The sequence below is a fragment of the Bacillus sp. M13(2017) genome, from assembly GCF_002218325.1.
GTDB lineage: Bacteria > Bacillota > Bacilli > Bacillales > Bacillaceae_G > Bacillus_A > Bacillus_A thuringiensis_K.
Genome location: NZ_KZ268500.1, coordinates 632365 through 657844, shown reverse-complemented (window position 1 = coordinate 657844; position 25480 = coordinate 632365). Strand labels below are relative to the sequence as shown.

Below are 25480 nucleotides of genomic sequence, written 5' to 3'. Positions count from 1 at the left end.
AAGTGGTCTTACCAATAATGAAAACGTATTCAAAATGCAGTAAAATCAATACTTTGGAAAATAACGAAAAATTCTGTCTTATCTTGTCGCTTTTTGTATACCATGCAATAAATTGCACGGTATGCAATTTATTGCGTGCTATTTTTTGCATGGTTATACTTTTCTAGCTTGTAATATAAATTTCGAACGGAAATTCCTAACGCTTTTGCAGTTTTTGTTTTATTCCCATCAAATCTCTCCAAATATTCATAAATAATATTCCCTTCAAACTCTGTCACTAAATGTTCAAGTGGCTTTTCTTCTAATTCAGGTAATAAATGAGATTGCTTTGACTCCACCTGCTCTTCGTTATGTAATGGCGGTAAATGGTGTACATCAATATAGGTCTCGTTATAATTCATAAAGATAATAGCTCTCCCCAAAATATTTTCAAGTTCCCTCACATTTCCTGGCCATTCGTATGATTGTAAATATAAAACGGCTGAATCAGTGAGCCCTTCTACATTACGACCGTAATCTTGATTAATTTTTTGAATCAACCTGTCCGCAATTGTCGGTATATCTCCTTTACGTTGACGAAGAGATGGAATTTGAATTGGGATTTTATTTAATCGATAATATAAATCCTCCCTAAACTTCCCTTCTAGAATAGCCTTTTCTAAATTCACATGTGTCGCTGCAATTACTCGAACATTAATAGGTATCGCTTTCGTTCCACCAACTTTTACAATTTCTTTTTCCTGCAATACACGAAGGAGTTTCGCTTGTGTATTTGCAGACAACTCCCCTATTTCATCTAAAAAAATACTACCGTTATTCGCTTCCTCAAAGAACCCACGTTTCCCGCCTCTTTTCGCTCCAGAAAACGCCCCTTCCTCATAACCAAATAATTCACTTTCTAACAACGTCTCCGAAATGGCCGCACAGTTTACACGGACGAACTTATTGTATTTTCGATTACTTCCATTATGGATTGCATGTGCAAACAATTCTTTACCAGTCCCAGATTCCCCGCGTAACAGTACTGTTGCTGGTGTATTCGCTCCTAGCTTCGCCTGTTCGATAGCTGCAGTTGTTTCATCTGAATTTCCGACAATATCATCAAATGAATATTTCGCTTCTAATGTGCGAATAATTTGCCTTGCTCTATTCAATTCATTTGTTAATTTTTGAATTTCCGACACGTCACGGATAACGCCGACGCTTCCTTTCAATATTCCATCCACAATAACTGGTGCTACGTTTACAATTACATCTCGCTTTTTTTGCCCAATCTTCATATGTATTCCGCGCACCGCACGACGCGTTCGAAGTACTTTCATATGCATACTTTCGCCTTCTACAATATCAGTTGTAGCAGGCTTCCCAATAATATCTTCTTCTGTTAAACCCGTTAATTTCGTATATGCCGGGTTAATGACTAAACCTCTTCCTTTTTCATCCACAACTGAAATCGCTTCTTCAGATGAGTTAATAATTGCCTCTAATAGTGTTTGAATTTCTTTTAAATCTGTAACTTCTTCCGCAAGATCTACAACTTCTGTTATATCTTTAAAAATTGCAAATGCCCCTTGCACCTCTCCGCCTTCTTTTAATATTGGAATACGCGTTGTAATAATTTTCTTTCCATTCTCTAATGTCAGTTCATAATTTACTTCTATTTGTTTCGTACGTATAATGCGAAGTAATTTACTAGTTGGAATGACTTCTAAAATATATTTTCCTATCGCCTCTTCTTTTTTATATCCGATAATACGCTCTGCACTTTTATTAAAAAGACGAACTTGTCCCTCTCGATCAATTACGATCATGCCGTCATGTGTAGAATTTAAAATTAATTCTCCTTGTTGCGTTTGTTCCTCTAACTGCCCAATTAGCCCTTCCTTCTCATGCGCTAATCCTGTAACAATTTTTGCGATATCACCTGGTATAAGAAGAGTGTCTTTTTTCTTTTTTTCCAATAAAACTTTATGTACATCATCTTCACCTGTCATATCAAATATTACATCAATATGCATAGAAAGAAATGGAGTTACACTTTCTCCAATTGCAATCCCGTATTCCTTAGCAATTTGTAATCCTTTTGCCAATGGATTTATATCAATAATCCCTATAATTTGAAATATATTCGAACTTTGTAACAGATTCAGCAGTGCGCTCCCGCCTTCACCTGCACCAACAATTAATACTTTTTGTTTCATATATTACACTTCCTCTCGAAGTAACTCTGCAAATTTTTTCACACCCTTATCTTACTCGTTCAGCACCCTCTTGACAAACCCCTTTCCGTATAACATCATTAAAATATACGAAATAATCTGAAAAGGAGTATTATGTATGCAGCGTTACGTTGCTCTACTATTAGCACTCATCCCTATTTCATTAGCTGTATTTGGTATAAAGTTAATGAGAGATACGGTATTCGGGATTCTATTTCCACCAATTTCTATACTGTGGTTACAATTTTTAATCGGCGCTCTCTGCTTCGCGCTCGGCTTTTATATCTTTGGTGGCTTCGTCTTGCACCGAGATCGCAAACGAAATAAAGTACAAGCTCGCTTTAGAAGATAGGAATGCCCCACTATTTATAAATAAAAAAATGAGACCGTTACACGCGGTCTCATTTTTTTATTGGCAATAACGTTCTTGCCGTTTCAGGGTAATCAGTAATAATCGCCGATATATTCATATCAAAATATTTACGCATAAGCGTTTCTTCATTAATTGTATAAGGGCGAACCTCTACACCACTTTCCATCGTTAGTTCGACAATAGCATCTTGAAGGTAACGATAATTCGGATGTACTGCTGTAGCCCCCATTTTTTTCGCGTATGCCCACGGACTATGCAAACCTTCGCGATATAAAATTGCTGTTTGAATATCAGGAGCCATCATATGGCACCGTTTCATACTGTAGTGATTAAACGAAGAAAATACAACACGATCCTCTAAACTAAATTTCCGTACAAGCGTTATAACTTCTTCCTCTAAACCTCTGTATGGAATTTTATTATTTTTAAGTTCAATATTAAGTAGCAAACTCGTTTGTTCAAGCCATTCTAATACCTCTTCTAAAAGTGGTATTTTACAAAAACCTACTTTATCACCAAATTTATAACTTGCATCTAACTTACATAAGTCCTCATATACATAATTCCGAACCGCACCTTTTCCATTTGTTGTCCGGTCCACCGTTTCATCATGAATGACGACAACTTTCCCATCTTTCGTTAATTGAACATCAAGTTCAATTCCATCCGCTCTAAAAGACTCAGCCGCTTCAAATGAAATCATTGTATTTTCTGGGTACGTTCCAGCCGCACCACGATGTGCAAATATAAGAGTCATCCTCACTCCCCCAATCTTATGCTATACTATACGAAAAAGGAGGTACTTCTATGAAACCATTACAAATTTCTCCAGACACTGCAGTCCGCTTATCAAAAGCACTAGGTGTTCCACTTGAACAACTCATGCATATGCCGCAGCACATTTTAATTCAAAAGCTAGTTGAATTAGAAAAACAAAATAAAGACGAAGAATAATACAGTCCTGTTTTGCAGGACTTTTTATTATTTTCTATTATATCATGGATGCCTTTCCTACTAAAATCCTTTAACAGATGTGCTACGATGCAATTTAGCCGTCCCTTCATCATTTAATAATGAATCACACCTTTTCTTTTTTGTTACATGTAATAAAGAAAGCAGACCATTTATTTATAAGTTCCCATTGCGTCCTAAAAACACGATCATAAAAAAACTAGAAGCCCTTTATATTATTTTTTATTGAACGTGCGGAGCATCCCCTGATTCGTACAATTCTTTCGCTTTTTCCTCCCCGAATGTAGTTAAAATATAATGTTGCTCTTCTAACGCATCCATTGCTCTAGTTGCTTTACAAATGCTATCTTCTTGAGCATCCGACAAATAACTGTGATCTTCTACAATTTTACTAAAATCCTTTTGTACCCATCTATTAGCAATTGCTAATAGCTCATTTTTCTTCGCAAAGCTATCCTTATTTATAATTTCTTTTAATTTTTTAGCATTATTTTGAATAATTGGGATAGAGCCCGATTTTCGTCCTGCCACCACTTTTTGATGAGTCATGCGATGCATTGCTGTAATGACTTCTCTTTCAGTAGAATTTTCAGTAACATACACATCAACAAAGACTCCATCTATCTACTATTGTTTGGTCTTCTTTTTTATCTATTTGAGCACTCTCTTCTTTATCTACTGGATTATGGGCAAGTTCTAACATTCCAAATGTAACTGCAATAGCAAGAACTCCCATAGCTGCTACTATTCCTAGCCAAGTTGAAATTTTATTTTTCATTCCCCTTCTCCCTATCTATATCTATTTAATTGCCTTATAAAAAACTCACTTACATGTAATATTACTAAAAGTAGGTTTTATTTTCCATGATATCAAATAGTCTCTTTTTCTCAACAAAATAAAAAGACCAACGAATTATAACATTCATTGGTCTTTCATTAAAAAGTTTATTGATTTTAAAATTACTATTGAGCATAGAGTTCCAGCATGCATCGGTTTTACTAAAACGAAAACCCTTTGGTACTTCTACTCTCAGCTAGCTTTATGTTCAAGTCTCAACTTATCCGCAACCATTGCGATAAACTCAGAGTTCGTAGGTTTTGCTTTTGACATGGATACTGTATAACCAAATAAGGACGATATAGAATCAATATTCCCACGGCTCCACGCTACTTCAATTGCGTGACGAATTGCGCGCTCCACACGGCTCGCTGTCGTATTATATTTCTTTGCGATATCTGGATACAATACTTTCGTAATCGATCCTAATAATTCGATATCGTTGTATACCATGGAAATCGCTTCTCGTAAATACATATATCCTTTAATATGAGCGGGTACACCAATTTCATGAATGATACTCGTAATACTCGCATCTAAGTTTTTCGGTTTTCCATCTACTGTTGTTGCTGATCGGAATGATGGTAGTGGACGTTTAATCATAGCGTTTGCTTTACCACTCACTTGACGAATATGACTTGTTAAATTCTCCATATCAAATGGTTTTAATATGAAATATGAGGCACCTAAGTCAACAGCTTTTTTCGTCACATCTTCTTGCCCGAATGCCGTCAACATAATTACGCTAGGCTGTTTTAACCTTTCAATATGTCGCATTTTTTCCAATACAGCTAAACCGTCTAAGTGTGGCATAATAATGTCTAAAACGAGTACATCAGGTTGCTTATCTGTTAATAAGTTTAAACACTCTTGACCATTATAAGCAGTACCGATTACTTCCATATCATCTTGAGCGGCTACATAGCTCTCTAACATTGATACTAGTTCTTTATTATCATCCACAAGACATACTTTAATTTTCTCCACAGCTTTTCCTCCCTTACCGAATCGATTCTCCGACATGTGTATCCTTCTAGGCTACATGAATTGTTCGACAATTGTGTGAAAATTCCCTTTTAAAGTTTCTTACTTTCCGATAAAATCACAAAAAAATATGTTTATCGTTCATTTATTCCCTTTCGCAACACATTCCATCATAGAAATACAACGAAACGTTCAACCCTTTCCTTTTATTTTACAACAAAAAACACCTCTTGCGGAGCTTTTACAAAATTTCAACGAATTTTTCAACAGAAAAAGCGAGCTAATAATATATATTAGCTCGCTTTTTTCTCTTGATCATAAATATTAATTCCAGCTTGATGTAACATCCATTCAATATGAACACCATATCCTGATGTTGGATCATTTACAAATACATGTGTAACAGCACCAATTACTTTTCCATTTTGTACAATTGGACTTCCACTCATTCCTTGTACGATACCGCCCGTTTTCGCTAATAGACGTTTATCTGTTACTTTTATTACCATACCCTTTGTAGCTGGGAATTTTTGCTGCACTGTACTAACAACTTCAATATCAAACGCCTCTACTTTATCTTGATTAATAACTGTTAATATTTTTGCTGGTCCTTCTTTTACTTGATGAGATAATGCAATAGGCATTGCTTTATCCATTATACCGTTTTTCATATTCGTCTTTAATTTTCCAAAAATACCATATGGACTATTAATTGTAATATCGCCAATCACTTCACGGTCTGGTGAGAATCTTGCTAATTTCTCTCCTGGATTCCCATGACTACCTCTTTCAATCGATGTAACTGTCGAGCGCATAATTTGTCCATCTTCGACTTGAATCGGCTTTTTCGTATCATTATCAGAAATAACATGACCAAGTGCCCCATATTTCATAGAATCTGGATGAACAAATGTCATCGTTCCAATTCCAGCTGCCGAATCACGGATATACAAGCCAATTCGATAAGACGATTCACCGTTGTCTTTTTGTGGAGTTAGCTTCGTACGAATATATTTTCCATCTCTTAACAATACAAGATTAAGCGGTTCACCTGTTTCTCCACTATTATGAATAAACGGTGCTACATCACTCATTCTTTCAATTGTTTTACCATTAATTTCAGTAATCATATCTCCGATTTGTACACCTGCTGTTTCACCAGGAGATATTTTACCTTTTTCAGTTTGAATTAAATGATGGCCTACAACAAGTACACCTTTTGTATTTAATTTCACACCAATTGATTGTCCACCTGGAATCACTTTAAAATCTTTTAACACTTTCACATTTACTTTTTTCACTGGAAAACCAGCAAGCTGAAATACCATATCAGCTTCACCATTTTGATGAGAATTTACCATAAGTCCTTGTTTTTGTTCATTCGAACTCACTGTAAATACATGACGATTTGTGGATGAAGCTTTGAAAACTGGTAATGATGATATTTCTGATTGTTGTCCTTCAAAAACAACAAGTTGTTTCGGTGATGAAATAAACGTTCGAAGCGGTTTAAAACATCCAATAAAAACTAAAGAAACAAGGAGACAAAGACCTATTATTTTTCGAAATTTTTCTAATTTCAACTTGTTCACTCTCCTCGCTCCTACCCCACATTCAGCCTCTTGGCTTCACTTTTTAATCTCTCCTTGCAATGCTTTATTTATAACCGGAAGAATTAAGAAATCTTCATTTGAGAAAAAAAGCTATCCATTACTGGATAGCCTCTGCTGTCTGTTTAAAATGATGCGCTTGCGTAAGTAATTCTTTCGCATGCTCTGTCGTTAAATCTGTAATTTCCACACCAGAAATCATTCGAGCTATTTCTGTTACTTTATCCTCCATAGTTAAAACAGTAACCGAAGTAATTGTCCGATCATTCGCTACTTGTTTTCGAATAAATAAATGCGAATCCGCCATTGAAGCTACTTGAGGTAAGTGCGTAATACAAAGTACTTGCGAGTTTACTGATACTCGATAAATTTTTTCTGCAATAGCCTGTGCGACCCGGCCACTTACACCCGTATCCACTTCATCAAAAATAACAGATGCAACCCCTTGATGCTTAGAAAAAATGCTTTTTAAAGCTAAAATGATACGAGATAACTCTCCTCCAGAAGCAACCTTTGAAAGTGGTTTTAGCGGCTCTCCTGGGTTCGTTGAAATATAAAATTCCACATGATCGTAACCGTCCGCCGTAAGTCTTACCGGTGCACCTTCCACAAGGGGCTCTTCTGCATTTCCTTCTCTCTTCATAATTCTCACTTCAAATTTCGTTTTCTCCATATATAATTCTTTTAATTCCTGATGAATTGCATTTGTAAGATGTTCTGCAAGCTCATGACGCATATTACTTAACAACGTTGCTTCTTTCAGAATAACACTTTCTAATTCCTTCAACTGTTTCTTCGTCGTTTCAATATGAACGTCTTTATTTTCAATCGTAAAAATTTCCTTTTCAATTTTATCAGCATACGCTAAAATCTCTTCTACAGTATTTCCATATTTTCTCTTTAGCATACGAATTTCATTCAAACGTGTTTCGATTTCATCTAAACGATTTGGATCATATTCCATCATATCGAGCTTTTCTCTCAGTTGATAGGCAACCTCTTCTAATAAGTAATAACTATTTGCAATTGAATCATGATTCTCTTGATACACTTCATCTAAATGTGTAATACTTTCCATTTGCCCCATTGCACTTCTTACATTATCTAATCCTTGTCCGTCGGCACTTAACGAACGATATGCATCACCTAACGCTTTATAAATCTTTTCAAAATTAGAAATTTGTAATCGTTCCTCAGTTAATTCATTTTCTTCATCCAGCTTTAAATCCGCCTTGCGAATTTCTTCATGCTGAAACTGAATTAAATCTAAGCGATGTGCCATTTGTTGTTCATTTTCACTTAACGATTTCAATTGTTTTTTTAATTTTTCATAGTCAGCGTATACGTTTTGATATATATCTAATTGTTTAACGATTCGATCCCCATCAAAATGATCAAGCATAAACAGATGTCGTTCTTCATTCATTAAATCTTGCGTTTCATGCTGTCCATGAATATCAACAAGTGTTTTCCCAATTTCTTTTAATATGCTAAGTGTAACAAGCTTCCCATTTACACGACATACACTCTTCCCGTTCGCAGCAATATCACGCTTTAAAATAATCATGCCATCTTCTATTTCTATATCTAACTCTTCTGCCTTTTCAATACATGGATGCTTCTCATCTTCAACATAAAATAACCCTTCAATCTCAGCCTTTTCTGTTCCATATCGAACAAATTCTGCTGACCCACGGCCACCTACAAGTAAACTAATTGCATCAATAATAATCGATTTTCCGGCCCCTGTTTCACCGCTTAAAACCGTTAAACCTTTTTGAAAAGAAATATTTAATGCTTCAATAATAGCAAAGTTTCTAATCGATAATTCCGATAACAATGCCCCATTCACCTCGTTATAAAATAATCCCTTACTAAAGGATTTTCTCAGTTCTTCATTCAAATAATCATGCTATATATTTGTATGTATATACTCTTCTAACCCGCTTCATTGTACCAAACATTTGTTTTACGGGTCAATCCATCTATTTTTTAACTTTATACACACAAAATATTATATTACAATTGAAAATTCATATTTTTAAACAATAAAAAAATCTTGTTCACTTTCCACTTTATGATGGAAAGCAAACAAGATTTTTTGTTACAACATATTTAAGAAACGATCAGAGACAACACCTGTATCTTCAGGTGTACGGCAAATAATTAAGCAAGTATCATCACCACAGATGGTTCCGATGATCTCATCCCACTCTAAATGATCAATAAGTGCTCCAAGTGAATGAGCGTTACCAGGCAATGTTTTTAGCACAAGCATATGTCCTGCCGTGTCTAATTTTACAAATGAATCCACTAGATTTCGTTTTAATTTTTGTAACGGGTTAAATCGTTGATCTGCTGGCAAGCTATATTTATAGCGCCCATCATGTAATGGCACCTTCACTAAGTGCAATTCTTTAATATCGCGCGATACTGTTGCTTGCGTTACATTAAATCCCTCATTACGTAAAATATCAACTAATTCATCTTGTGTTTCAATTTCTTTGTTTGCAATAATTTCCCTGATTTTAATATGGCGCTGACCTTTATTCATACATTTGCACCTCACACTATCTCTTACCATAGTTTAAACATTGGTATACTTCACTTATTTATGTTAACTTATAATTCGTTTCTTGTACACAATTGTTTTTGCAATCATTATACAATTACAGCAAAAAGAGGAACAACGTATGTTATTCCCCTTTCCCTTTTTGTTTTAGAACGTCATGCGCTTCTGTAACAACTTGCTCTATAGAAATTGGAGAATGATTTTCGCCATTCTCACGTTCACCATGCCATTTCAGATGAATTAAAAATTCAATATTACCATCCCCACCCGTAATTGGTGAGAATGTTAAACCTTCCACATCATAGCCTTCTTTTAAAGCAAAATCGACAATCATTTCTACAACAGCTTCATGTACTTTTCTATCACGAACGATACCTTTTTTCCCAACTTGCTCTCTTCCAGCTTCAAACTGCGGTTTAATTAACGCTGCTACATCTCCGTTAGGCATAAGCATTGTTTTTAAAACTGGCAGTATAAGCTTTAATGATATAAATGAAACATCAATACTTGCAAATTGCGGTAAACCACGTTCTAAATCTGCTGGTGTCACGTAACGGAAGTTTGTTCGTTCCATTACAACAACACGCTCATCTTGACGTAATTTCCACGCTAGTTGATTGTATCCTACATCTAATGCATAAGATAATTTCGCTCCATTTTGAAGCGCGCAATCTGTAAAGCCACCAGTTGATGAACCAATATCTATCATAACTTTATCTTGTAAATCAAGATGAAATGTCTCTAATGCCTTTTCAAGTTTATAACCACCACGACTTACATACGGCATAACTTGTCCTTTCACCGTAATCTCAGTATCTTGCGAGATTTTCTCTCCTGGCTTATCAAGTCTCATCTCATTTGCATATACGAGTCCGGCCATAATGGCGCGCTTTGCCTTCTCACGCGTTTCTATAAGTCCTCGCTCTACTAATAGTACATCTACTCTTTCTTTTTTTACGCTCATTTGTTACGCCCTTTTTTGTTTTGATGGAATCATTGTATGAATACGGTCTACAACAGCATCTGTCGTTAAACCAATTTCTTCTAATAATTTTGTTACACTTCCGTGCTCTATGAAGCGGTCTGGAATACCCATTCGTTCAACTAATGCACTATGGTAACCATTTTCAGATGCAAATTCAACTACTCCTGTTCCAAAACCACCAATTAAACAAGCTTCTTCAATCGTTAAAATCGGTATATTCTTTCCTAGAAGATCATGTAAATATGCTTCATCCATTGGTTTAATAAAGCGAGCATTCACTACTTTCACTGAAACCCCAGCTTTTTCAAGACGCTCAGCTGCTTCCATTGCCATTGGTATTGTCGTACCAAACGTTAAAATAGCTGCTTGTGTACCCTCTTTTAACTTCTCCCACGTACCGATTGGAATCGCCTTTAATTCTTCATCCATATGAACGCCAAGTCCATTACCGCGCGCATAACGCAATGCGATTGGTCCATCTTCATATTGCATCGCCGTATAAACTAAATGTTGCCCTTCATTTTCATCTTTCGGCATCATAAGCACCATATTCGGCAAGTGACGTAAGAATGAGATATCAAATACGCCTTGATGCGTTTCACCATCTGCTCCTACTAATCCCGAGCGATCTATTCCGATGAAAACATTTAAATTTTGGCGGCATATATCATGAACAACTTGGTCATATGCTCTTTGTAAAAATGTCGAATAAATTGCTAAGAATGGCTTCATTCCTTGCGTTGCCATACCTGCTGCCATTGTTGTAGCATGCTGTTCTGCAATACCTACATCAATCATACGATCTGGGAATTCTTTTTGGAATTTCTCAAGTTTTGATCCAACAGGCATTGCAGGTGTAATTGCTACGATACGCTCATCTGCTCTCGCTAGCTTAAGTACTGTTTCACTAACGACAGCACTCCATGCTGGTGCAACTTCTTTCGGCTTAACGAAGTCACCTGATTCAATTTTATAAGGTCCTGTTCCATGCCAAGTACCGATAACGTCACTCTCAGCCGGTTTATAACCTTTTCCTTTTTTCGTAATAACGTGAACGAGTACTGGGCCTTTTGTTTTCTTTGCATATTGCAACGTTTCGAATAACTTTTCATAATCATGCCCATCGACTGGACCTAAATATGTAAAGCCTAACTCTTCGAAAAAGACACCAGATACTAGTAAATATTTAAGACTATCTTTTATTTTCTCTGCTGTCGCAGCCACTTTCCCGCCAACTGCTGGAATTTTCTTTAATATATACTCTAATTCATCTTTTACCCAGTGATATTTTCCTGCAGTACGTAAACGACCGAGTACATTATGAAGCGCACCAACGTTTGGTGCAATTGACATTTCATTATCATTCAAAATAACAATCATGTCTGTTTTTTCATGTCCAATATGGTTCAATGCCTCTAAAGCCATTCCGCCTGTTAAAGCACCATCTCCAATAATTGGTATAACATATTCTTTCGTTTTCTTTAAATCACGTGCCAGAGCCATTCCCATTGCAGCCGATAACGAAGTCGAGCTATGACCAGTTTCCCATACATCGTGCTCACTCTCGCAACGTTTCGGGAAACCACATAGACCTTGATATTGCCTTAATGTACCAAACTCTTTCGCGCGTCCAGTTAAAATTTTATGTACATAGGATTGATGTCCTACATCCCATAAAAATTTATCTTGCGGGCTATCAAATAATTTATGCAGAGCAATTGTGAGTTCTACTACACCTAAATTAGGTGCAATATGTCCACCTGTTTGAGAGAGCTCTTCAATTAAAAACTTACGAATATCCTCACTCAATCCCTCTAGTTCACTGATAGACATATCTTTCAAAAAACTAGGGTTTTGAATTTGCGTTAGATCCACATGGATCACTCACTTTCATTTCATAATCTGTCAACATGTCAAATATTATAAAAAAACATTTACACAAAACAAGAAATTCTCTTTTCTATTTTTCGTCTTGTCCCGCTATTAACCAGTCTATTGCGCCCTAATCCTATTATAAACCATATTTCTTTAGGCGATGAAAAAAATAGCCGCTAACACGAAGTGATAACGGCAATGTAATCTACATATATTTTTGCCAATAACAAGAAAAGAAAAACCTTTTCCTACATTTATATCATAAAATGATGAATGACTCAACAAATGAAAACGCTGTTATATTAGTTATTACGTTTTGCAATCAAATCACAAATAGATAGTAAATATTCATCTTGTAATTGCAAGGAGCTAATCGCACCTTTTGCTTCTGCAATTGTTTCTTCTAAAATATCCTTTGCTCTATCTATAGTAAACAACGTCGTATATGTGCTCTTTTCGTTAGAAAGATCGCTACCAATCGGTTTTCCAATCTCTTCTTCAGTTCCTTCGACATCTAAAATATCATCTCGAATTTGGAAAGCTAGACCGATATATTTAGCAAAAGTAAGCAACTTTTCTTCTTGCTCTTCTGTCGCATCAGAAAGTATCGCACCCGCAAGTACAGCAAATTCAAGCAGTTTTCCGGTCTTATGTTTATGGATGTACTCCAATTCATCAATCGTAAGGCGTTTCCCTTCCGCTTCCATATCTGCCACTTGTCCGCCAACCATTCCTTCTGGTCCTGCTGCTTTTGCAAGTTCAAGTACAAGTCTTACTTTTTTTTCAGCAGAAATTTCTTTTTGCTCATATGCCATAATAACTTGAAAAGCATACGTCAATAAGCCATCTCCTGCTAAAACTGCCATCGCTTCACCAAATACTTTGTGATTTGTGGGCTTTCCTCTTCTTAAATCATCATCATCCATACAAGGTAAATCATCATGAACTAACGAATATGTATGAATCATTTCAAGAGCACAAGCTGCACCTACTCCAAGATTTCTTTCTTTCCCAAACGCTTGTAATGTTGCAAACAAAAGTAACGGGCGGAGACGTTTTCCACCCGCTTCCAAAGAATATGCCATTGCTTCACGAAGTACATTTGGACATTGTAATTCATTTGCATAGCTTACAAGTTTTTCTTCTACGAAAGTTTTACTTTCTTTCAAAAAAGTATCAAAAGCAATCGTCACTATGCTTCATCTCCTAAAGCAGTAAACGGTTCAAGCTCTCCATCTTCCCCAAGAATAACTGCCATTTGTTCTTGTACATTCTTCAGCTTCTCATCACAAAGCTTAGATAATTCCATACCTTCTTTAAAATAAGAAATCGCTTCTTCTAAAGGTACGTCACCTTGTTCTAGCTTAGAAACAAGATGCTCAAGTTGCGAAATTGCCTCTTCAAAGCTTAATTTATTTTCCATTATTCAATTCACGCTCCTCTATGCCTGATACGCTACAATCTAGTATTCCATCTTGTAATTGAACTGAAACAGCATCTCCAAGGCTTACATCTTTCACACTTTTTAACACTTGCTTCTCTTCATCATATACAAGCCCGTACCCTCTCATCATTACTTTAAGCGGACTTAACGCTTCAAGTTTTTGAGCAGCTCTTACAAAGGCAAATTCTTTCGTTTGAAGTAACGTTTGCATTTCACGTTGTAATTGCTTTTGCAACGTTTCAACAGCTACCTTTGTTTGCATAATTTTTTGAGATGGGTGGTGCTTCTCTAAATAAAATGAAAGTTGCTTTAACTGATTCACCTTTTTATCAATATAGCGCTCTTTCGCTAAAACAAGCTGTTCTAGCGCTCTATCTAATTGCTCTTCCTTTTGCTCATATACTTGTCTTGGATAACGGAACGCATACGATTTTTGCAACACTTGTAGTTTTTCTTCTTTTTTATGTACTAACTCTCTCATCGCTCTTTGCAATCTCAGAGTTCTTTGTAATACCTTTTCTTGTAACTCTATAATGTTAGGTGCTGCCAGCTCAGCTGCTGCAGTCGGTGTTGGCGCGCGTAAATCTGCAACAAAATCTGCGATTGTAAAATCCGTTTCATGGCCTACTGCCGAAATAATAGGAATTTCACTCTTAAAGATTGCTCTTGCAACCATTTCCTCATTGAAAGCCCATAATTCCTCAATAGAACCTCCACCACGGCCAACGATTAGTACATCTATCTCTCCCATTTCATTCGCTGTACGAATCGCTTGTACAATCGAGGGAGCCGCTGACTCCCCTTGTACAAGTACCGGAAATACAATAACATTCCCAATTGGATAACGACGTTTAATCGTTGTTATAATATCACGAATCGCTGCTCCTGTTGGCGACGTAATCACACCTATTGTTTTAGCGTAAGGAGGAATTGCTTTTTTATAAACTTGAGAAAAAAGTCCTTCTTCTTCTAAACGAACTTTTAACTGTTCGTACGCTAAATGTAAATTTCCGACTCCGTCAGGCTGCATGTCTTGAATATAAATTTGATAAGAACCACTCGCCTCGTAAACAGAGATTTTCCCTTTCACGAGTACCTTCATCCCATTTTCAGGTTTGAATTTAATATTACGATTATGACCCGCAAACATAACCGCTGCGATTCTTGCATTTTCATCTTTCAATGTAAAATACATGTGGCCACGGCTATGATTTTTAAAGTTGGAAATTTCACCTTTTAACCAAACAGACTGCAAATGCGGATCATATTCTATTTTTGTTTTTATATAGCGTGTTAACGCTGTAACGGTTAAATATTGCTTCTCCATTTCTCTCTCCTCATAGCCGATTCAAATTATTTACAAACGACACCTGCACGTTTGGCAGATTCAACAGTATTATGAAGAAGCATTGTGATTGTCATTGGACCAACACCCTTTGGTACAGGTGTAATGTAACCCGCAACATCTAACACGTTGTCAAAGTCAACATCACCACAAAGTTTTCCTGTTTCTAAACGGTTAACACCAACATCAATTACAACCGCTCCTTCTTTCATATAATCAGCTGTTATCATTTTAGGTCGTCCAACAGCTACGATTAAAATATCAGCTAACTTCGATAACTCTTTCATATTTTGCGTCTTAGAATGACAATATGTGACAGTTGCATTTTCATTTAAAAACAATTGCCCCACTGGTTTACCGACAATATTACTTCTTCCAATTACTACTACATGTTTCCCAGAAATATCAAGATTTGTTTCTTTTACTAATTCTACAATACCATGCGGTGTACATGGAAGGAATGTATCTTGTCCCGTCATCATGCGTCCCACGCTGATTGGGTGAAATCCGTCTACATCCTTTTCTGGTGAAATTCTTTCAATGATAGCTTTTTCTTCAATATGTTTTGGTAAAGGTAATTGCACTAATATACCATTAATACGGTCATCGCCATTTAAGCGATCGATTTCAGCAAGCAAACGTTCCTCAGTAATTGTTTCAGGAAGTTCAATTAGCTCTGAGTAAATTCCTACTTGTTCACAGCCTTTTTCTTTTCCTTTCACATAAGAACGAGATGCTGGATCTTCTCCAACTAAAATAACTGCTAATCCTGGTACAATACCTTGCTCTTTCAACTTCACAACTTCTTCTGTTAATTGTGCTCGTTTTTTCTCCGCAACTTCATTTCCTTTGATGATTACTGCTACCATTTTAAGATTCCCCCTTAAAGAATTTACAGTGTATCTTTTATATTAGATAAAACGCCGTTAATAAAACGACGAGATTCCTCATCCCCAAATGTTTTTGCAATTTCAATTGCTTCGTTAATTGTTACGTTATGTGGAATTTCTTCCATGTACTTCATTTCATACACAGCTACACGTAAAATACTGCGATCAACAATACTAATACGCTCAAGCTTCCACTTTTTTAAGTTTTGACGAATCGCTTCATCGATTGCTTCTTTATTTTCTACAAAACCTACTACAAGTGACTCTAGAAACTCATTTGTTTCTTCGCCTTCATCTAGCGTGTTTTCCACTGCTACTTTCGGTTCTAATTCACCTGTAATATCCATTTGGTATAATGCTTGCATTGCTCTTTCTCTAGCCGTCCTACGTTTCATTGTAACTCTCCTTTATGCTTCAAGTCTTTCCTTATACTTTGTTATATTATTATAATTTATAAGCCGTCAATTCACTTACTCTTACAGTTTTCATTGATTTTCCAACCTTATAATACAATGATAATAACACAATTTATCGTTTCACACACGGGTTACAAGGCTGAAAAATAATAAAAAGATTAACTTCAAGTTCCATATCTTATCACAATGTACGTTTTTTGGAAAAACGACACATTTTCTTGTTTATTTCTTATTTTTTGAAATAGTATAATAATTAGAGGGTTGTAATTTGTGAAGAAATGAAACGATAAAAAAGATGCCTATGTTACTAGGCACCTTTTCATTCTTACACTGGTTCGATTTCTGTTTTTTGTGTTTCGAATGTTACGCCAACGATGTGAACATTCACTTCTTTTGGCTCAAGTCCTGTCATTGTAAAGAGTGCTTGGCGAATATTGTCTTGAATCTTTTGTGCAACAACTGGAATTGCTACACCAAAATACATTACAACATAAAGGTCAACGATAATATCTTCGTTTGCTAATTCAACCTTTACACCTTTACCATGATTTTTCTTACCTAACTTCTCAACAACATCTGTAGCAAAATTACCGCGCATTGCCGCTACACCTTCTACTTCAGCAGCTGCAATACCTGCAATTACTTCAATTACTTCTGGTGCAATTTCTACTTTACCAAGAGTTGTATCTTGACCCATATCTAACATATGTTCAGCCATGAAAAAAACCTCCTTTAATGTATCACTGCGTCACAAGTTCATGCTCTTCCAAAAACTTCGTATTAAACTCACCTTTTACAAAATCAGGATGATCTAACAATTGCAAATGGAACGGGATTGTTGTATGTACGCCTTCAATGACAAATTCACTAAGTGCGCGCTTCATTTTTGCAATTGCCTCTTCACGTGTTTTTCCGTGAACAATTAATTTAGCAACCATCGAATCATAGAAAGGTGGGATTGAATATCCCGGATATACAGCTGAATCGACGCGAATACCAAATCCTCCTGGTGGTAAGTACATTTCTACTTTACCTGGAGATGGCATAAATTTTTTGGCAGGGTTTTCCGCATTAATTCGACATTCAATTGCCCAACCATTAAATTGTACTTCTTCTTGCTGTAACGATAACTTTTCTCCTGAAGCAACAAGAATTTGCTCTTTAATTAAGTCCATTCCCGTTACCATTTCAGTAACCGGATGCTCAACCTGAATTCTCGTATTCATCTCCATGAAATAAAAGGTTTTCGTTTTATATTCATAAATAAACTCAACCGTACCAGCACCTGTATAATCAACCGCTACCGCCGCTTTAACTGCCGCTTCACCCATCTGCTTGCGAATATCTTCATCAAGTGCAGGTGATGGACTTTCTTCTAATAGTTTTTGCAAACGGCGCTGAATTGTACAATCACGCTCTCCTAAATGAATGGCATTTCCGTGTGTATCTGCCATTATTTGAATCTCAACATGGCGGAAATCTTCAACGTACTTTTCTAAGTATACACCAGGGTTCCCAAAAGCGGTACTAGCTTCTTGCTGTGTAATTTGAATTCCTTTTATAAGCTCTTCTTCATGGCGTGCAACACGAATACCTTTTCCGCCGCCACCTGCAGTCGCTTTAATAATAACTGGATATCCAATTTGATTAGCAAGCTCGATCGCTTCTTCGGTATTTTTAATAATCCCTTGTGAACCTGGTACAATCGGAACCCCTGCTTCTTTCATTGTATCACGAGCAACGTCTTTTGTGCCCATCTTTGAAATAGCTTCTGGACTTGGACCGATAAAAATCAAGTTACATTCACGGCATAACTCTGCGAAATCTGCATTCTCTGCTAAAAATCCGTATCCCGGATGAATAGCATCGCAGCCTGTTAACTTCGCAACGCTAATAATGTTTGTCAAATTTAAATAGCTTTCTTTCGAAATCGTTGGTCCTACACAATACGCCTCGTCTGCAATCTGTACGTGAAGTGACTCTTTATCTGCTTCTGAATAAATTGCAACTGTTTCAATATCCATTTCTTTACAAGCACGAATAATTCGTACAGCAATTTCCCCACGATTGGCTATTAATACTTTTTTTATCATCACAAAGACTCCCTTATTACGCTTTTACAAGAAATAGCGGTTGTCCATACTCAACAAGCTGTCCGTTATTAACAAGAATTTCAACAATTTCGCCCTCTACATCAGCATCAATTTCGTTAAATAACTTCATAGCCTCGACAATACATACGATAGAATCTTTCGATACTCTATCCCCAACACTTACATATGGAGGTGTATCAGGCGAAGAAGAAGAATAGAATGTACCTACCATCGGTGATGTGATTTTATGTAGGTTTTCATTTTGAACAGCCTTCTTCTCTTCTTGTTTTGGTGCTTCTGCTTGCGCTGCTGCTACTTTCGTTTCAACTTCAACAGGCGCTACTGGTTGCATAGCTTGTTTTGCTGCAGGTGCTTGCACAGCAACAACTTCATTACCACGCTTTTTCATTTTGATTGTTGTACCGTCTTTTTTGTATTCAAATTCATCAATATTAGAGCTATCAATTAATTTAATTAATTCGCGAACTTCTTGAATTTTAAACATGTAAAATCCACTCCCATACTCTTGTTTGTCCCGTTTTTACAGATTCTCGTCACGAAAACTAGATTGACTGTAAAAATACGATGTATTCTATTAGAAAATATATTTCATTAACTAATAGAAATATTTACTATTTCCATCTTACGATAAATTTTTTAAACATTCCAATTTATATTTCTTTATAATAAATCGAAACTCCTGTAAAAATATTATTCCAACAAAAATTTAATACCTAGTAATAATACCAAGTTTCACATGAAATTGGCAAGACCACTTCTTAAAAAACATTCACTACTTTTTCAAAACGTTACACAGCAAACATGCCATTCCCTCTCCACTCTTCACCACATCTATAGTCAATAATATATTTTTACCAAATATTATTTTTTTGTTTACACGCCGTTCATCATTCCTTCATATAAGAATAGTATGTTCAAGGTGTAGAAAATATATTGTGTCGAGGTGTGGAAATATGATATGGCTCATTCTCTTTTTACCTGCCGTAATCGTTTGGGCATGCGTTCTTTTCATCCACGTCAAATCCGGAAAAAGTAATCATCAGTACCATGAACCATTAATCTTTTACTCACAACGTGTTTCTCCATTCCGAGTTGAACATAATAAAAATAAATACAAAGACGAAATAGAAAAAAGCTATCGAAAATGATAGCTTTTTTCTATTCACACGCTTACTTACATACTCTATTTTACTATTTGCATACCTTTTGCTTAGTAAAAGATAATAATCCGCAGGGAAATCCCTACGGATTAAAGTTTCACTTATTTCGCTGGTGGATCAAATTTCACACCTACATCTTTTGATCCACCTTCACTTCTTACAAGTTGAATAATTTTATTTGCTTCTTTCTGTGAATGTTTTGCCGCTTTAACCGTTACTCTAATATCAGTACCATCAGCTCTTACAAGAGCATCTGGATATCCTCCTTGAGATTTAATTACTGTCTCAAGTAATTCTTGCTTCGTTTCCATTGTAGTGATTGCATCAAAGTTATCTTTCGCTTTACTCTTTTCTGTCGCTGAAGATTTCGAAGAATTCATCACTTCTTGTAATTTTGCTTTCTCTTCACTACGCTGATCTTCCATTTGCATACGTAAAGCTGTGAAATTCTCATCACTTGATTGAACTGATACATTACCCTCTTTTTTACTTGTTTCTTTTTTTGCATTTTCTTTTTTGTCTGTTTCTTTATTTGTTGTTTCCTTGCTTGTATTTTCTTTTTTCGGAGTTTCTTTAGGCGCTTCGTTTGTTACCGCTTTATCAGTACCTTGTTTTTCTTGTCCAATCTTTTCACCTGTTGCTGGCGATGCTGTATTCATTTTGTCAGGAGTTGTCACGTAATACACAGATAGTACAACAACTAAACTTAACATCGTTAATAGCCAAACTGTTTGTTTTTTTAACACTTTATTTCCTCCCTATCAATTTTTCGGTGAAACTGAAACGCGATGGGCCGGTACATCTAGCAGCCTTATCACAGCTTCTTTTACCATTGCTTTAACTTGTATATTATCCACTCCCTTTGCTACGACAAGAACACCACGTACTTTCGGCTTCTCTGTTCGTAAAACAACAGGAGTTTCTTTATCCCCTTCACGTATAATGACAGTCTTTTCATCAAGAGACTCGTCCTCTACTTCTCTCTTACCGCCTGTTTTATCTGTTTCACCTGTTGTTTGTGAGCGTTTCACTGTATTTTTTTCTAAAATTTTTTCTTCAGATGAATCTAAATTCACTTTAATCGTTACGTCTTTTACTCCTGCTATTTCTTCTAAAGCAGTTTTTAATTCTTGTTCATACGCTTTTTCATATTTTTCTACATTTGACATACTATCATTACTTTTTTGTCCGAAAGTTGGTACGTCTTTTTCTTTGTTTTGAGTTTTTTGTTCTTTAAATACAGGTACTTCTTCTTTTTTACTTGAAAAGAGACTACTAGAAAACATAAGCAAAATTCCAAGTATGAGTAGGACAAGTAAAAACTTAGGTGTTACCTTTTTACCCTTCTCGTTGCTTTCTTTTTGATCCCCATTCAATAAGTTTCGAAAAAATGAGAACTTCGAATTTTTATCTTTATTGTCCATTTACTCTACCTGTCCTCCCTTCCATTTGAACTTGGATTTGTTTACTCCCTAGTTGCCACCTGCTTGAAAAGAAATCTTTCATTTCTCCATTCGTTTCTTCCACTTTTTTTGGAGGCTCTTTCGTGTTAATTTCAATTGGCTTTACTGTTTCAATTGCATCATTTTTACTACGTTCTTTTTCTTTCAACGTCACAACAACAGATTGAATATCTTTCGCTGACTTTACTTCTTCTGTATTTTCTGCTGCGACTATTTGTATTTCGGAGACAGTCATACCATACTTTTTCTCAAACTCTTTTCCTACTTCTTTTTTCATTTTGGTAGCCATCTCTTCTAAACTATATGCACGTGTTAGAGCTTGTATTTCTTTTTTCTTCGAATCTATTGAATTTTTTACAGATCCTTCTGCTACGTACTTTTCTTCATTAAAATTTGCAATTACTTCATTTATATCTGTCTGCAATAGTTTAAAAAGAGGCGTTAAAATTAATACGACTAACAAAAGACTTACAACGAATTTAACGTATTTTTGCAAATTCGAATTTGGAAGAATAAGATGAAGCATTGTTGCTAAGAGCAAAAAAACGATAATATTTCTGATCCACTCTGTAACAAATTGCATACTCTTCACCTCCTATCGCATCATAAGTGTAATATTCCCCGCAGCAATAATAATTGTAATACTTAAAAAGAACATAAATGATACGATAGCTAAGCAAGCAAATACGTAAATGATGCTTCGTCCAATAATGTCTAAACATTGAATAATTGCTCCGCCGCCAACCGGTTGCAATACTGCTGCTGCAAATTTATAAATAAATGCAATACAGAAAATTTGAATCGCAGGAAAAGCAACAATTAAGCATAAAATGACGAGCCCAATAATTCCGACTGTGTTTTTCAATAATCCTGATGCGCTAATAACAGTATCTGCCGCTTCGGTAAACATCCTTCCAACTACTGGAATGAAGTTTCCTGTTACAAATTTAGCAGTTTTCACAGCTATTCCATCAGCAACGGCTGTCGCTGTTCCTTGTACAGATAATACTCCTAAAAAAATCGTTAAGAAGATACCGATAATCCCAACGCTAACGTTTTGCAGAAGCTTGGACAATTTCGTAACTTTATATTGATCACTCATTGTACTTACAATACTTAATATCGTTGCCAGTAATAAAAGCGGTAGAACGATATAATTCATAAGAAGCCCGCTTGTATTCATTAAGAAAATGATAATCGGATGAAAGAAAGATACAGATACAACCCCGCCACCAGTCGCTATAAGCGCCAATAAAATTGGCAATAGCGCTAATATGAAATCTACCATTGTTTGTATCGTTTCTCTTGCATATGTCATAACGACATAAAAACTATTCAAAGCAAAAATAATAAGTACCATATATACAACAGCATCAGCAATTTTACTTACACTACTTTTTGAAAAAGCAGATTGTAGTGATTGCAACAATGCACTAAAGATTGTGAGCATAATGAGTGTGCCAAGCAGTTTTCCATTAGCTGCAAGCTCATGAAATAAATATTTTAATAACCCTATCATCCACTCTTTTAGAGAGAATTCTTTTTCTCCCTTTACAAACTCCATAAAACTCCCTTTTTGACTCTCTGGCAAATAGCCTCCATATTTTGTAACAAGCCCGTCCCAAAATTGCTTCACATCTTCAATTCCGAGCTTATCCAATTGTTGATCAACGACGTTTGTTTCTACAGGAGAAGCTTGTACAACAACCGGTAAAGAAAAGAAAAGGAAGCAAGCAAATAGCAGCTTAGCTCCAAACCTCCTCAACATTCACTCCCCCTTATCCTGTCGGTAAAAATCCGAGAATAGTTTCAATTACAACCGTCAAAATAGGAATTGCCATAACGAGAATTAAGATTTTCCCAGCAAGTTCAATTTTCGAAGCGATGGCACCTTGACCAGCATCTTTTGTGATTTGAGCTCCAAACTCAGCAATATAAGCAATTCCAATAATCTTTAGTAACGTTTCCACGTAGACATTACTAACTTTCGCTTCACTCGCTACTCTCTCAATCATTTGTAAAATAGAATGAATTTGATCGATTAAAATAAGAAACATCACACTGCCTACGAACACAATAAATAAAGATGTAATACTAGATTTATGCTGGTTCAAAACAGCAGCTAAAAACGTAGCAACGAGGCCTAATCCGACAATTTGTATAATTTCGATTCGAACCGCCTCCTTTACTGGAAGAGAAAGACACTTTTAATCTTGTCGAATAGCGTATTAATTAAAAATGCAACATGAAATAAAATGACGACAAAACCGACAAGGATAACCCAATTTGCAATATCCTCACGCTTCAATTCTTTTAGTACAGTATGAATGAAAGCTAAAACAATGCCGATTCCGGCGATTTGAAATATTAATCCAACATCAATGGACATCGCCTTTCTCCCCCCTATAGCAGTAAAATTACAATTAGTAGCCCTGCTAGTACCCCTAAGCTCTTGATCATTTTTTCGTATTGCAGTTGTAAAGCTTTTGCTTCCTCTTCTTCTCTCTCCAAATGTGTAATACATAAGCGAATATGTTTTTGTTGTGATTCACGATCATGTTGCCCGAGAGTTTCACCAAATTGCTGCAGTATTTCATACTCGGTTTGTTGAAAAGCCGTCAACTTCCAATTCTCTTTCAAACTATCTATCCAAGCTTCCCTTACTGTTTGTTCTCCACTTTCTAGTTTTTTAGCGAAACTTTGAAATATCCAATTTAATGGCTTTGGCATTTGTTTAACTAATCGCTCGGCAGCCTCAGATAAAGGTGTGTGTCCATACATAATTTCTGCCTCTAATGATTGAAGTGCTGATTTTAATAACCTAAGTTGCCTAGGCCTCTCACTGTATCTTTTAGCGTACGAAAACCCGAAAAAGGTGCTGACCGCAACGATTAACACTGCACCAAATATTTTCACCATACGCCCTCAGCCTTTCTATTTGATAACACTGGTTTTCCATATTTATCTTTCACCTGCATAACCGTTCCTGGACCCCTCGCTTTTGACAACTCCACAAACCTATCAAATATACCAAGCTCTAGCACTGCCTTGAGCGATGGACGTCTCACAACATCCTCATAGGAAAATCCGTGTGCACTTATAAAAAGCTGAACACCTGCATGCACTGCCTCCATAATTGCTTCACTATCTTCTTTACGGCCAATTTCATCTACGATCAAAATATCAGGACTCATAGAACGAATCATCATCATCATTCCTTCTGCCTTTGGACATGCGTCTAACACATCGACTCGGGTACCAAAATCGTATTGCGGGATCCCTTTCACACAGCCAGCAATTTCTGACCGTTCATCAACAATCCCCACTTTACAGGAAGGAATTTCCGAAGCACTTACCCCTTGACTCATGCAACGTGCTACATCTCTTAAAAGTGTCGTTTTTCCTGTTTGGGGAGGGCCAATTACCATCGTGTTTAACCACCTTTTTTCATACAAATATGGCAAAAGCGGTTCAGCAATCCCTATTTTTTGACGAGCAATACGAATATTAAAGGAAGAGACATCACGAATCATTTTCACTGCGCTTTTTTCTGTAATGACTTTTCCTGCTAACCCGATTCTATGCCCCCCGCGAAGCGTCACATACCCACGTTTTAATTCCTCTTCCATCGTATAAATTGAGAATTGACTTAACTTATTCAATAAGTAAATAGCATCCTCTGCAGTAGTAATATAGTCATAAAAAAACACCTTTCCGTGTGCAATACACTCTAGCGGCCTTCCAATTCGAACACGAATTTCCTCTAAAGCATCGTATTGCTTACATTCTTCAATTAAGTACTTCATCGTTTTTGGTAAAACTTCTAATACCTCTTTCATCGGCTTCTCCCCACTATACTCGACTTACTATTTCAGTAATGCGATAAAAATACAGCAAATTCCAAGCGCTAGAAAAAAGAGCTTCAAGAAAGAAATTTCACTTGCTACACTCGCTATCCCAATTGTCATTGTTAAAATTAATACGGTAGGTCCAACAAACGCCAACATACCATTTATAAACAACGCTTTCTTCGCATCATTCACATAAAGCATAAGCAAAGCAGCAAATATCTCCGCACTACCTGAAAATAATCGAAGTGCTCCCATAACAAGCACAGATGTTTCCATTGCCGCTAGCCACTGTTTCATTCTTCCACCTTCTCCCGTAACAGTTACTAACTTCGTATTCTAAAAAAGAATATATTTGTACAACCATATGCA

At 36.2% G+C, this 25480-nt stretch carries 28 protein-coding genes and 1 pseudogene; 3 read left to right on the top strand and 26 right to left on the bottom strand.

Annotated elements, in window-relative coordinates; genetic code table 11:
* Nucleotides 1–128: 128 nt before the first annotated feature.
* Entirely contained in the window at nucleotides 129–2201 is a 2073-nt protein-coding gene (locus tag CGQ22_RS03800) for a sigma-54 interaction domain-containing protein (RefSeq protein WP_089148290.1), read from the bottom strand.
* Between the two features lie 136 nt (nucleotides 2202–2337).
* On the opposite strand from CGQ22_RS03800, the gene CGQ22_RS03795 reads away from it, so the two are divergent.
* The gene (locus CGQ22_RS03795) at nucleotides 2338–2571 is read left to right on the top strand and encodes a DUF2627 domain-containing protein (RefSeq protein ID WP_001190210.1); all 234 of its coding nucleotides are present in this window, start codon (nucleotides 2338–2340) and stop codon (nucleotides 2569–2571) included.
* 49 nt (nucleotides 2572–2620) lie between these two features.
* Here the strand turns inward: CGQ22_RS03795 and CGQ22_RS03790 are convergent, their stop codons facing one another.
* Nucleotides 2621–3349: a glycerophosphodiester phosphodiesterase gene (locus tag CGQ22_RS03790; protein WP_000172585.1), complete on the bottom strand. Its 729-nt coding sequence runs from the start codon at nucleotides 3347–3349 to the stop codon at nucleotides 2621–2623.
* Nucleotides 3350–3399: 50 nt separating this feature from the next.
* Between CGQ22_RS03790 and CGQ22_RS03785 the strand changes: the two genes are divergently transcribed.
* Nucleotides 3400–3546: a YycC family protein gene (locus CGQ22_RS03785; RefSeq protein ID WP_000803575.1), complete on the top strand. Its 147-nt coding sequence runs from the start codon at nucleotides 3400–3402 to the stop codon at nucleotides 3544–3546.
* Between the two features lie 240 nt (nucleotides 3547–3786).
* Here CGQ22_RS03785 and CGQ22_RS03780 read toward each other — a convergent pair.
* The 15 genes and pseudogenes from CGQ22_RS03780 to accB form a co-directional block, all read right to left on the bottom strand.
* Nucleotides 3787–4342: pseudogene (locus CGQ22_RS03780) on the bottom strand (PRK06770 family protein).
* A 252-nt stretch (nucleotides 4343–4594) separates the two neighbouring features.
* The gene (gene spo0A / locus CGQ22_RS03775) at nucleotides 4595–5389 is read right to left on the bottom strand and encodes a sporulation transcription factor Spo0A (protein WP_011110369.1); all 795 of its coding nucleotides are present in this window, start codon (nucleotides 5387–5389) and stop codon (nucleotides 4595–4597) included.
* 290 nt (nucleotides 5390–5679) lie between these two features.
* Nucleotides 5680–6978 (bottom strand): SpoIVB peptidase, encoded by a 1299-nt coding sequence (spoIVB, locus tag CGQ22_RS03765; protein ID WP_002164177.1) that lies wholly within the window; start codon nucleotides 6976–6978, stop codon nucleotides 5680–5682.
* Nucleotides 6979–7096: 118 nt separating this feature from the next.
* Nucleotides 7097–8836: a DNA repair protein RecN gene (gene recN / locus CGQ22_RS03760; RefSeq protein WP_000947761.1), complete on the bottom strand. Its 1740-nt coding sequence runs from the start codon at nucleotides 8834–8836 to the stop codon at nucleotides 7097–7099.
* A gap of 264 nt (nucleotides 8837–9100) precedes the next feature.
* Entirely contained in the window at nucleotides 9101–9550 is a 450-nt protein-coding gene (gene argR, locus CGQ22_RS03755) for an arginine repressor ArgR (RefSeq protein WP_001032581.1), read from the bottom strand.
* A 142-nt stretch (nucleotides 9551–9692) separates the two neighbouring features.
* Nucleotides 9693–10532 (bottom strand): TlyA family RNA methyltransferase, encoded by an 840-nt coding sequence (locus CGQ22_RS03750; protein WP_000111872.1) that lies wholly within the window; start codon nucleotides 10530–10532, stop codon nucleotides 9693–9695.
* A 3-nt stretch (nucleotides 10533–10535) separates the two neighbouring features.
* Nucleotides 10536–12428 carry a 1-deoxy-D-xylulose-5-phosphate synthase gene (dxs, locus tag CGQ22_RS03745; protein ID WP_089148289.1) on the bottom strand — a complete coding sequence of 631 codons (1893 nt, stop codon included), beginning with the start codon at nucleotides 12426–12428 and terminating at the stop codon, nucleotides 10536–10538.
* A 302-nt stretch (nucleotides 12429–12730) separates the two neighbouring features.
* Nucleotides 12731–13621 carry a (2E,6E)-farnesyl diphosphate synthase gene (ispA, locus tag CGQ22_RS03740; protein WP_000150373.1) on the bottom strand — a complete coding sequence of 297 codons (891 nt, stop codon included), beginning with the start codon at nucleotides 13619–13621 and terminating at the stop codon, nucleotides 12731–12733.
* On the bottom strand, nucleotides 13621–13851 hold the full coding sequence (xseB, locus tag CGQ22_RS03735; RefSeq protein ID WP_000428423.1) for an exodeoxyribonuclease VII small subunit: 231 nt from the start codon (nucleotides 13849–13851) through the stop codon (nucleotides 13621–13623). Before xseB ends, ispA begins: the two co-directional genes overlap by 1 nt.
* Entirely contained in the window at nucleotides 13841–15199 is a 1359-nt protein-coding gene (gene xseA, locus CGQ22_RS03730) for an exodeoxyribonuclease VII large subunit (RefSeq protein ID WP_000415249.1), read from the bottom strand. Before xseA ends, xseB begins: the two co-directional genes overlap by 11 nt.
* A 26-nt stretch (nucleotides 15200–15225) precedes the next feature.
* Nucleotides 15226–16086, bottom strand: a complete 861-nt coding sequence (gene folD, locus CGQ22_RS03725; RefSeq protein ID WP_000226734.1) for a bifunctional methylenetetrahydrofolate dehydrogenase/methenyltetrahydrofolate cyclohydrolase FolD — start codon at nucleotides 16084–16086, stop codon at nucleotides 15226–15228.
* Between the two features lie 23 nt (nucleotides 16087–16109).
* The gene (nusB, locus tag CGQ22_RS03720; RefSeq protein ID WP_000830247.1) at nucleotides 16110–16502 is read right to left on the bottom strand and encodes a N utilization substance protein NusB; all 393 of its coding nucleotides are present in this window, start codon (nucleotides 16500–16502) and stop codon (nucleotides 16110–16112) included.
* Nucleotides 16503–16848: 346 nt separating this feature from the next.
* Nucleotides 16849–17241 (bottom strand): Asp23/Gls24 family envelope stress response protein, encoded by a 393-nt coding sequence (locus CGQ22_RS03715; protein WP_000807630.1) that lies wholly within the window; start codon nucleotides 17239–17241, stop codon nucleotides 16849–16851.
* 22 nt (nucleotides 17242–17263) lie between these two features.
* A complete protein-coding gene (gene accC / locus CGQ22_RS03710) occupies nucleotides 17264–18616 on the bottom strand; it encodes an acetyl-CoA carboxylase biotin carboxylase subunit (protein WP_000592870.1) in 1353 nt (450 codons plus the stop codon).
* A 16-nt stretch (nucleotides 18617–18632) separates the two neighbouring features.
* The gene (gene accB / locus CGQ22_RS03705) at nucleotides 18633–19121 is read right to left on the bottom strand and encodes an acetyl-CoA carboxylase biotin carboxyl carrier protein (protein WP_000472859.1); all 489 of its coding nucleotides are present in this window, start codon (nucleotides 19119–19121) and stop codon (nucleotides 18633–18635) included.
* A 469-nt stretch (nucleotides 19122–19590) separates the two neighbouring features.
* Between accB and CGQ22_RS03700 the strand changes: the two genes are divergently transcribed.
* The gene (locus CGQ22_RS03700) at nucleotides 19591–19785 is read left to right on the top strand and encodes a hypothetical protein (RefSeq protein WP_000638001.1); all 195 of its coding nucleotides are present in this window, start codon (nucleotides 19591–19593) and stop codon (nucleotides 19783–19785) included.
* 113 nt (nucleotides 19786–19898) lie between these two features.
* Here the strand turns inward: CGQ22_RS03700 and CGQ22_RS03695 are convergent, their stop codons facing one another.
* The 9 genes from CGQ22_RS03695 to CGQ22_RS03655 are packed head-to-tail and all read right to left on the bottom strand — an operon-like array spanning nucleotide 19899 to nucleotide 25408.
* Nucleotides 19899–20543: a SpoIIIAH-like family protein gene (locus tag CGQ22_RS03695; protein ID WP_000914709.1), complete on the bottom strand. Its 645-nt coding sequence runs from the start codon at nucleotides 20541–20543 to the stop codon at nucleotides 19899–19901.
* A gap of 15 nt (nucleotides 20544–20558) precedes the next feature.
* Entirely contained in the window at nucleotides 20559–21221 is a 663-nt protein-coding gene (spoIIIAG, locus tag CGQ22_RS03690) for a stage III sporulation protein AG (protein WP_089148288.1), read from the bottom strand.
* The gene (gene spoIIIAF, locus CGQ22_RS03685; RefSeq protein WP_001161028.1) at nucleotides 21211–21843 is read right to left on the bottom strand and encodes a stage III sporulation protein AF; all 633 of its coding nucleotides are present in this window, start codon (nucleotides 21841–21843) and stop codon (nucleotides 21211–21213) included. Before spoIIIAF ends, spoIIIAG begins: the two co-directional genes overlap by 11 nt.
* Before the next feature lie 12 nt (nucleotides 21844–21855).
* A complete protein-coding gene (gene spoIIIAE / locus CGQ22_RS03680) occupies nucleotides 21856–23028 on the bottom strand; it encodes a stage III sporulation protein AE (protein WP_000946110.1) in 1173 nt (390 codons plus the stop codon).
* Nucleotides 23029–23038: 10 nt separating this feature from the next.
* A complete protein-coding gene (spoIIIAD, locus tag CGQ22_RS03675; protein WP_077393170.1) occupies nucleotides 23039–23422 on the bottom strand; it encodes a stage III sporulation protein AD in 384 nt (127 codons plus the stop codon).
* Between the two features lie 23 nt (nucleotides 23423–23445).
* On the bottom strand, nucleotides 23446–23649 hold the full coding sequence (gene spoIIIAC / locus CGQ22_RS03670) for a stage III sporulation protein AC (RefSeq protein WP_000020914.1): 204 nt from the start codon (nucleotides 23647–23649) through the stop codon (nucleotides 23446–23448).
* A 14-nt stretch (nucleotides 23650–23663) separates the two neighbouring features.
* The gene (gene spoIIIAB / locus CGQ22_RS03665; protein WP_000238702.1) at nucleotides 23664–24179 is read right to left on the bottom strand and encodes a stage III sporulation protein SpoIIIAB; all 516 of its coding nucleotides are present in this window, start codon (nucleotides 24177–24179) and stop codon (nucleotides 23664–23666) included.
* Nucleotides 24173–25099: a stage III sporulation protein AA gene (gene spoIIIAA / locus CGQ22_RS03660; RefSeq protein WP_000665905.1), complete on the bottom strand. Its 927-nt coding sequence runs from the start codon at nucleotides 25097–25099 to the stop codon at nucleotides 24173–24175. The genes spoIIIAB and spoIIIAA overlap by 7 nt, the downstream gene beginning before the upstream one ends.
* 27 nt (nucleotides 25100–25126) lie before the next feature.
* A complete protein-coding gene (locus CGQ22_RS03655) occupies nucleotides 25127–25408 on the bottom strand; it encodes a YqhV family protein (protein ID WP_000816050.1) in 282 nt (93 codons plus the stop codon).
* Between the last annotated feature and the right edge of the window lie 72 nt (nucleotides 25409–25480).